This is a genomic window from uncultured Kordia sp. (assembly GCF_947489565.1).
GTDB lineage: Bacteria > Bacteroidota > Bacteroidia > Flavobacteriales > Flavobacteriaceae > Kordia.
The window spans coordinates 67,254-77,209 of the sequence record NZ_CANLEA010000024.1; the positions used below are offsets into that span (position 1 = coordinate 67,254).

At 38.1% G+C, this 9,956-nt stretch carries 3 protein-coding genes; 2 read left to right on the forward strand and 1 reads right to left on the reverse strand.

Annotation, left to right across the window (positions count from 1 at the left end; translation table 11 throughout):
- Positions 1-186: 186 nt before the first annotated feature.
- Entirely contained in the window at positions 187-1,773 is a 1,587-nt protein-coding gene (locus Q0845_RS24130) for a peptide chain release factor 3 (protein WP_298519335.1), read from the reverse strand.
- Between the two features lie 283 nt (positions 1,774-2,056).
- Between Q0845_RS24130 and Q0845_RS24135 the strand changes: the two genes are divergently transcribed.
- A complete protein-coding gene (locus tag Q0845_RS24135) occupies positions 2,057-2,905 on the forward strand; it encodes a hypothetical protein (RefSeq protein ID WP_298519338.1) in 849 nt (282 codons plus the stop codon).
- 17 nt (positions 2,906-2,922) lie between these two features.
- Positions 2,923-9,956 (forward strand): Calx-beta domain-containing protein (locus Q0845_RS24140; RefSeq protein ID WP_298519340.1); only part of this gene is annotated, 7,034 nt, incomplete at its 3' end.

The window sequence follows — 9,956 nt, forward strand, 5'->3', positions numbered from 1 at the left end:
TTTTTATAAGTATTTTAAAAATCTATAGTAAATTTGTTTTGAATAATTAATATTTATTCGTGTTCTGAAAATGACTTCTATATTTTTATTCTAATACACAAAAAAAAGACATCCAGCATACTAGATATCTTTTTTGTATAAGTAGCTTAAAATGCTTTAAAATAGTTATTTTGATCTTTCTGTAAACTAAAACTCACTTGTAAAGTGAAACTTAATTTTAGGATATTTTTGCTGTGTCATTTGTAATGAAAATGAAGAATCGGCAAAGAAAACCAACTTATTTTCTTTATCACGTGCTAAAAATTTCTGTTTTACACGTTTAAAATCTAAAAACTCAGGATCTTTTTCATCCTCAACTTCTACCCAACATGCTTTATGAACATTTAAGTTTTCATAAGAACATTTTGCGCCATATTCATGCTCCAATCGATATTGAATTACTTCATATTGAAGTGCTCCAACGGTTCCAATTACTTTTCTTCCGTTTAAATCTAAGGTAAATAATTGCGCAACTCCTTCATCCATCAACTGATTGATTCCTTTGTATAACTGCTTGGATTTCATTGGGTCAGCATTATTAATATATCTAAAATGCTCTGGTGAAAAGCTTGGTACACCTTTATAATTCAACTTTTCTCCAGCAGTCAATGTATCTCCAATTTTAAAATTCCCAGTATCATGTAAACCAACAATATCACCAGGGAATGACTCATCAACAATTTGTTTTTTCTCAGCAAAAAATGCATTAGGACTTGAAAACTTTAAGTTCTTATCCAGACGCACATGCAAATACGGTGTATTACGTTTAAAAACTCCAGAAACAATTTTTATAAAAGCAAGTCTGTCTCTATGTTTAGGATCCATATTGGCATGAATCTTAAATACAAAACCAGAAAATTTATTCTCATCAGGTTCTACCAAACGGATATCGGACATCTTTGGAAGTGGACTAGGCGCAATATCTACAAAGCAATCTAGCAATTCTCTCACACCAAAATTATTCAAAGCAGAACCAAAAAATACAGGCTGTAATTCACTATTCAAATAAGCTTCTCTATCAAATTTCGGGTATACTTCATACACCAATTCAAGTTCTTCACGCAAAGTATCTGCGGCAGATTCGCCAATATAATTTTCTAACTCAGGATTGTTAACATCTTCAAATTGAATGGCTTCTGAGATAGTTTGTTTGTTTTCTCCTGAAAATAAATTAATATTCTTTTCCCAAACATTATAAATTCCTTTAAAGTCATAACCCATTCCAATTGGAAAACTCAATGGAGTCACTCGTAAACCAAGTTTTTGTTCTACTTCATCGAGCAAATCAAAAGCATCTTTTCCTTCTCTATCCAACTTATTAATAAAAACAATAATTGGAATTTTACGCATTCGGCAAACTTCTACTAATTTTTCTGTTTGTTCCTCAACACCTTTTGCAACGTCAATCACTACAATTACACTATCTACAGCACTTAAAGTGCGGAAAGTATCTTCTGCAAAATCCTTATGTCCAGGTGTGTCTAAAATGTTGATTTTCTTGTTTTTATAAATAAAAGCTAAAACTGAAGTTGCTACAGAAATTCCTCTTTGACGTTCAATTTCCATAAAATCACTCGTAGCACCTTTTTTAATCTTGTTATTCTTTACAGCACCAGCTTCTTGAATCGCTCCACCAAAAAGAAGTAACTTTTCAGTCAACGTCGTTTTTCCAGCATCTGGATGCGAAATAATACCAAAAGTTCTTCGCTTATTAATTTCTTGTTGTATGCTCATTTGAAGTATTTAAAATAGGGTTCAAAAATATCATTTTTAAATCAATAAAATCAAAAAAATAATTACATCTTTCGTAGTGAAAGTAGCTTTTTCTTACTAAAAATGAAGTGTTTGTGTTAAAAAAACAAATAAAACGCTTGAACGAAAAAACCTTGCATTTTAACGAAAAAACAAATCCTTTAATAGGTATCGCTACGTATATATAATGTCAGTGAATATATTTGTTAAAATATGTTAAGGGAATTTTAAGCGGAATTTCCTTAGCTGCCTTAAACGTACTCGAATGAACAACATTACTATTGATGTGCTGTTGAGACCCCAAATCTCAACCAGCACCTCATATATATTATGTATTTCTAAAAGACTCTCCTTCATTTTTGTGTTGTGGTATAGTATGCTACAAGCGCAAACTTCAAACGCGCAAGAAAAAACAGTTTACGATGTACAAAACCTAAAATTAGATGAAACCACTGCGGATGGACTTATCTCGTTTGAAAAAATAGTTCCTCATCTTACAGGAATTGCAAAACTAAGACGCCATGTTTTAGAAAATCAAGAATTATATCCAATGGAACAAAAAGCCATTGAGACGAGTAGAGATAAAAAACATGAAGCGCACAAACGCTGGGAAAGATACATGCGAAAGCTTCCAGTATATGTCTACATAGCAAAAGACATGCAAAAATATATTACTGTTTCAACTACAATCTCTGATAATTTTACGGTGTGTGAAAAATTTAGCGATAAACTTTTTGTGAAAATTGAAAACAATAATAATTATCCTATCAGTGCCGAAATTGAACTTCAGGCAGGAAACTTAGTAAATTTTCCGAAATCTCAGAACGATATACAATACACGTCAAGTGACACCAAAAAAATAACCTTCAATTACATAGGTAATGGAAGAGCAACATTTAGTATGCCCGCTAAATCCCAGATCAATGCTACAATTCCAGTAGTGTATAGTTGTGACGGACAAAAAGGCATAACAAACAAAACAGAAAACAACCAAATTTTGATAAAACACAAGATTAATCTTGTTGGGTACATTTACAATAGTGAAAAAAAGGAGTTATACAGAATAACTTCTTTTCCTATTGCTACCTCTACAATTAAACTTGCATATCTATAAAACTAAGTTTCATGATTATGAAAAAAATTACTTCGAAAATATTAGTTACACTACTAGTGTCATTACTATTTTTATTAAACGCTAAAGCACAAAGTATCTCAGGAGTTGTAAACTCTTATGCTACCGTTACCGCTGTTAGTGGAACAAGTGTTACTGTAGGTAGTAGCGCTGGTTTAGCAGTCAATGATCCTGTAATGATTATCCAAATGACAGGTATTAGTGGAGGTGGAAATGCAGGTGGAGTAGATAATGGAGCAGGTAATTTTCACTTAGCAAAAATCACTAATATTTCAGGCACGACACTTACCATTGATGCTGCGGTGACTAAAACATTCAGTCCGGCAACGGAAAGAGTGCAATTGGTAAGAATTGCTAAATATACCAATGACGTAACTGTCGCTGGAACTGTATCAGCCCAACCATGGAATGGTACTACAGGTGGAGTTGTTTTTATAGATGCTTGTGATAATAATATAACACTAAATGCAAACATAGATGGATCTGGAGACGGATTCTTTGGAAGAAATACTACAGGAGATTTTACAGTAGATAACTGTGGAGAATCTGCAGCTTTAGTAGCTACACCTGATGAAAACTGGGGAACTGATCCATTATATTTTGGAGGTGATTTCGGTAATGCAGCACCTTTATCTGGAGGAACTGGACGTGGAGGACACGGAGGTTGTACTGCCGGAGAAGGAGCACCAGATGGTGGAGCTGGAGTTGGTGGTGATGGAGCAAACTCAACTGACGCAACACTAGGTTCTGGTGGTGGTGGTGGTGGTTACGGTGGTGGAGGAACCAGTGGTGGAGCTGGAACTCTAATCGCAGGATCAAATGCACCAGCAGCAGGAAGTGTTTTCGATAACGCAAGTACATTGCGATTATTTATGGGAGCTTCGGGAGGATCTGAAGTAGAATGGGCACCAGCTACCGGAAACGGTGGAGGAATCATCATTGTTTTAGCTAATAATATTACAACAGACGGTTCTAACAGAGATATCGTAAGTGATGGAGATGCAGGACCAAATTCAGGAACATATACCTTCTTTGGAGATGCTTCAAATGTAACAGGTGGAGCCGGTGGAGCCGGATATATAGTAGTACAAGCAAACTCTGTAAATTCTCAAGTAAGAGCCTTTGCTCGTGGAGGAGATGCAACAACACAAACAGGAGTAGCTCCAGTATTCATTGAATATGGAGGTCCTGGAGGAGGAGGATTTGTAATTAGTTCTTCTGCAATAACAACAACAGCCGTAACTAGTGGTAACGTTCCAGCAGGTAATGGAGCAAGAGAAGGTGCCGATGGTAGAGTAGTTACAGATGCTGGAATTAGTACAACTTTCGCAATCGATTGCTCTAACTGTTTGATTAATGCAAACAAAACAAATGAAACCTGTAATAATAATTTAAGTCGTGTGAGAACTGATGACTATGTTAGTTTCGACTTAAATCCTACAGGAACGGATATAGGAACAACATATACAGTGACAGCAGATAATGGAGGAGTAGTAACACCTTCAACAGGAACATATGGTGCTGTAACTAGCTTTAGATTACAAGATGGTTCAGCCAATAATACCTTATATACAATAACAATTACAGATGGTACTACAGGAACATGTTCAACAACAACAACAGTACAGCAAACAAATTGTGATGTAGATTTCTGTGATTTATCAATTGCAGGAAATTTTGATACAGATTCTGACGGTATTGCAGATTATTGTGATGAAGATGATGATAATGATGGTATCTTAGATACACAAGAATTATGTGGTACAGATCCAGTAACGCCAAATCCAGATGTTGTGATCAGAGTTGAAATAGACTTAGATCAATTTTCAGGAGAAGTAGGTTGGTCTTTATCACGAGGAGGAACAACAGTTGCTAGTGTAGCAGCTGGAACGTATGCAACAGGAAACATCACGGTTTCTCAAGATGTAACTGTGACGGAAAATGGAAACTACTTATTTACAATAACAGATACTTTCGGAGATGGTATTCAAGGGAATTCCTATAGAATTTTTATTGATGGTGTCACAGAAGTAAACAGAACATTTGGTTCACCTACAGATACAACTACATTCTCACAAACAGATAACTTTGTAGTAAATACAATTGCCTCAAATCCATTCAGTTGTTTAACAGACGATCCTAGTGGAGATAGTGATAATGACGGGATAATTAACTATGAAGATGCTGATTATTGTGCGTTAAACTTCAATGGTGTATGTGCAAGTTTAGACACTGATAGCGATGGAGTTATAGATTCATTAGATGAAGATAGTGATGGTGATGGCTGTGCCGATGCTTTAGAAGCTGGACACGCTGACGGAGATAATGATGGGCAAATAGGAAGTGCGCCTTTAACTGTAAATCCTACCAATGGTAGAGTAACAGGGCAAGGTGGTTATACAGGAACAACTACTGCGGTAACGAATGCAGGTGATTCAACTGCTTGTAATTTCTGTAGAATCGACAGTGCTTCAGTTACATCGGTGTTCTGTAATGACAATGGAACTCCATTTGATAATTCAGACGATACTTTTACCTTTTACATTAGTCCAACAGGAAACCTCTTAGGATCAACATATAGCGTTAGTGGAGGCATTACGCGTTCAGGAATTACATATAACATTCCAGAATTATTTGGACCATTTGCAATTTCTGGAGGTGCAATTACTTTCACAGTTACAGATGATAGCGATGGTACATGCCAATTAGTTGATGTGGTTGTAACGCCGCCAGCAGCATGTTCTTCAACATCTTCTGTTGATACGGATATGGATGGTGTGACAGACAATATTGATATTGACAATGATAATGATGGTATTATTGATGACAATGAAAATGTTTGTGTTTCTCGAGCAATTACTTCAGGTACTTGGACAGGAAGCAATCCATATACAAACACAGCAGGAACAAATGGAGTTTCTTTTGGAAGTACCATTCCTGCAGGAGGAATCATATCCTATACTCCAAACGGAACAATGACTACAGATTCTTTCTTCTCTGATGCAATCGTAGAAGGATCAAACTCTTTAGAACTTTCTGTTACATGGGATGACTCAGCAGAACCAGCAGAAGCAGCTGCCGATGATAGAGTTGTAGGAACAGTAACAATTACATACACAAGTCCAGTATACAACCCTATAATTCATATTGATAGATTAGGAGGGAATACACAAGTAGTTTCTGGAGATTATATTTCAAATACTTCGTTATGGACGCTTCAAAATGCGAATCTTAGTATGGCGAAGATTTCAGGAAACAATCAATTAATAGTAAACTCAAAACAATTTTACCGTGATCCTAGTAGAAACTTAGGACCAGGAGCGCCAATTGTACTTTCAGGAGATGCAGACAATGCAGGATTGGGTACGGCAGCGGGAAGTATTCAAATATATGGTATCGTTTCAACATTAACATTCGAAGTAACAGGAGAAGGGTTAGACGGAAATGGAACTGATGTATTAGAAATGTCATTTGACTCATGTGATGTAGTAGATACAGACGGAGATATGACTCCAGATTACTTAGATACAGATAGTGATGACGATGGATGTCCAGATGCTTTAGAAGGTGGAGATAACATACTTGCGGGTGCTATAGACGGAAGCGATATGCTTGATGGAACTGTAGATCCAGCAACGGGAGTACCAAACAATGTAAATACAACAACAGGACAAACTGCAGGAAGTTCAACGAATGCTTCAGTAACAGATGGTCAATGTGATGATGACGGTGATGGAGTAATAAATGATAATGATCAATGTGAAGGATACGATGATGCAGTTGATAATGATGGAGATTTAGTGCCAGATGGTTGTGATGATGATGATGATAATGATGGTATTTTAGATACGGATGAATTTTCTTGTCCAGTAACACCTTATGTAGCATTAAGTGAAAGTTTTACAAATGTCGATACAGGTACAAATGGAGGAACTGGTTCAGGTAATGTAATAGATTTATATCCTTTTGGAGATGTAACAGCTACTTTTGCATATCAAGTTACAAATAGTGCAACTTGGGTAAGCGGTGTTTCAAGTCAAGGACCAGTTGCAGGTGTAGACGGAACTTACATAAATGTACAACCAAACAATACAAATTTCCCTAATGGATCATCATATCCAGATGATGCAGCATCTATAAGTGTTGCTGTATATACACTTACATTCTCAGAACCTGTTTACAATCTAGAATTTAAATGGGGAGGACTAGACTTTAATGATAGAATAGATTTCTCTGCAACTTTAGCAGGAGCAAATGTTCCACTAACGGTAGCTAATAACAATTTACCTGTAGGCCAATTTGTAATCACTGGTCAGTCTGTACTGAGTACTTTTGAAACAGGACAAAACGCGCCGAACAATAGTGTTATAGTATCTTCAAATGGACCAATCAATCAAATAACATTTGTTGCTGGAAAAGATGGAGGTTCAAATACTGCAGGAAATGTTACGATGCAACTTTTTGAACTAACGTATTGTGATGATGTAAATTCTGACGCAGATGGAATAGCAGATCATTTAGATACTGATAGTGATGGCGATGGTTGTGCAGATGCAATAGAAGGAGCAGGATCATTTATTGTAACGGATCTTGTAAACCCAGGAACAGACGATAGTTTAGGAGATAATGTTGATGCAAACGGAATTCCGCAAGTAGGAGGATCTTCTGCACAGCAAGGAACAACAACAGCTGTAACTGATAGCGGAGATACTTCTGCGTGTGTATTGCCAGCAATGAGTGTAGGTGATGTAACAGTGGCAGAAGATGCAGGAACAGCAAGTGTAGCGGTGAGCATAGACAATCCATCTAGTGTAGATACAGTAGTAAGTATCACAACGACAGATAACAGTGCGACCAATCCAGATGATTATACCACTACGACCGTCACAGCAACGATCCCAGCGGGACAAACGACAGTAGATGTAAGTATTCCAATTACAGATGATACTACCGGTGAACCAACAGAGGACTTCACTGTAAATGGAACTGTAACAAGTGGAAACACGAGTAACACAAATGATAGTGGAACAGTAACGATCACCGATAACGATACACCAGCAATGAGTGTAGGTGATGTAACGGTGGCAGAAGATGCAGGAACAGCGAGTGTAGCGGTGAGCATTGACAATCCAAGCTCAGTTGACACAGTAGTAAGTATCACTACAACCGATAACAGTGCAACCAATCCAGATGATTATACCACTACGACCGTCACAGCAACGATCCCAGCGGGACAAACGACAGTAGATGTAAGTATTCCAATTACAGATGATACTACCGGTGAACCAACAGAGGACTTCACGGTAAATGGTACAGTTACTAGTGGAAACACTTCAAACACGAATGATAGTGGAACAGTAACAATCACCGATAACGACACACCAGCAATGAGTGTAGGTGATGTAACGGTGGCAGAAGATGCAGGAACAGCGAGTGTAGCGGTGAGCATAGACAATCCATCTAGTGTAGATACCGTTGTAAGTATCACTACCACAGATAACAGTGCGACCAATCCAGATGATTATACCACTACAACAGTTACAGCAACGATCCCAGCGGGACAAACGACAGTAGATGTAAGTATTCCAATTACAGATGATACTACCGGTGAACCAACAGAGGACTTCACTGTAAATGGAAGCGTAACAAGTGGAAACACGAGTAATACCACTGATAGTGGAACAGTAACGATCACTGATAACGACACACCAGCAATGAGTGTAGGTGATGTAACGGTGGCAGAAGATGCAGGAACAGCGAGTGTAGCGGTGAGCATTGACAATCCATCTAGTGTAGATACAGTAGTAAGTATCACTACAACCGATAACAGTGCAACGAATCCAGATGATTATACCACTACCACAGTCACAGCAACGATCCCAGCGGGACAAACGACAGTAGATGTAAGTATTCCAATTACAGATGATACTACCGGTGAACCAACGGAGGACTTCACTGTAAATGGAACTGTAACAAGTGGGAACACAAGTAATACCACTGATAGTGGAACAGTAACCATCACTGATAACGACACACCAGCAATGAGTGTAGGTGATGTAACGGTGGCAGAAGATGCAGGAACAGCAAGTGTAGCGGTGAGCATTGACAATCCAAGTTCAGTTGACACAGTAGTATCAATCACTACCACTGATAACAGCGCAACCAATCCAGATGATTATACGACCACAACAGTCACAGCAACGATCCCAGCGGGACAAACCACTGTAGATGTAAGTATTCCAATTACAGATGATACTACTGGAGAACCAACGGAGGACTTCACTGTAAATGGAACTGTAACCAGCGGAAACACATCTAACACGAACGATAGTGGAACAGTAACGATCACCGATAACGACACACCAGCAATGAGTGTAGGTGATGTAACGGTTGCGGAAGATGCAGGAACAGCAAGTGTAGCGGTGAGCATAGACAATCCAAGTAGTGTAGATACCGTAGTAAGTATCACTACCACTGATAACAGTGCGACCAATCCAGATGATTATACCACGACAACAGTTACAGCAACGATCCCAGCAGGACAAACAACTGTAGATGTAAGTATTCCAATTACAGATGATACTGTAGGAGAAGATACTGAAGACTTTACAGTCAACGGAACTGTAACTAGTGGCAATACGAGTAATACCACTGATAGTGGAACAGTAACGATCACTGATAACGATACACCAGCAATGAGTGTAGGTGATGTAACGGTAGCAGAAGATGCAGGAACAGCGAGTGTAGCTGTAAGTATTGACAATCCAAGTAGTGTAGATACAGTAGTAAGTATCACAACGACAGATAACAGCGCTACCAATCCAGATGATTATACCACTACGACCGTAACAGCAACGATCCCAGCGGGACAAACGACAGTAGATGTAAGTATTCCAATTACAGATGATACTACAGGAGAACCAACAGAGGACTTCACTGTAAATGGAAGTGTAACCAGTGGAAACACATCTAACACAAATGATAGTGGAACAGTAACGATCACCGATAACGACACACCAGCAATGAGTGTAGG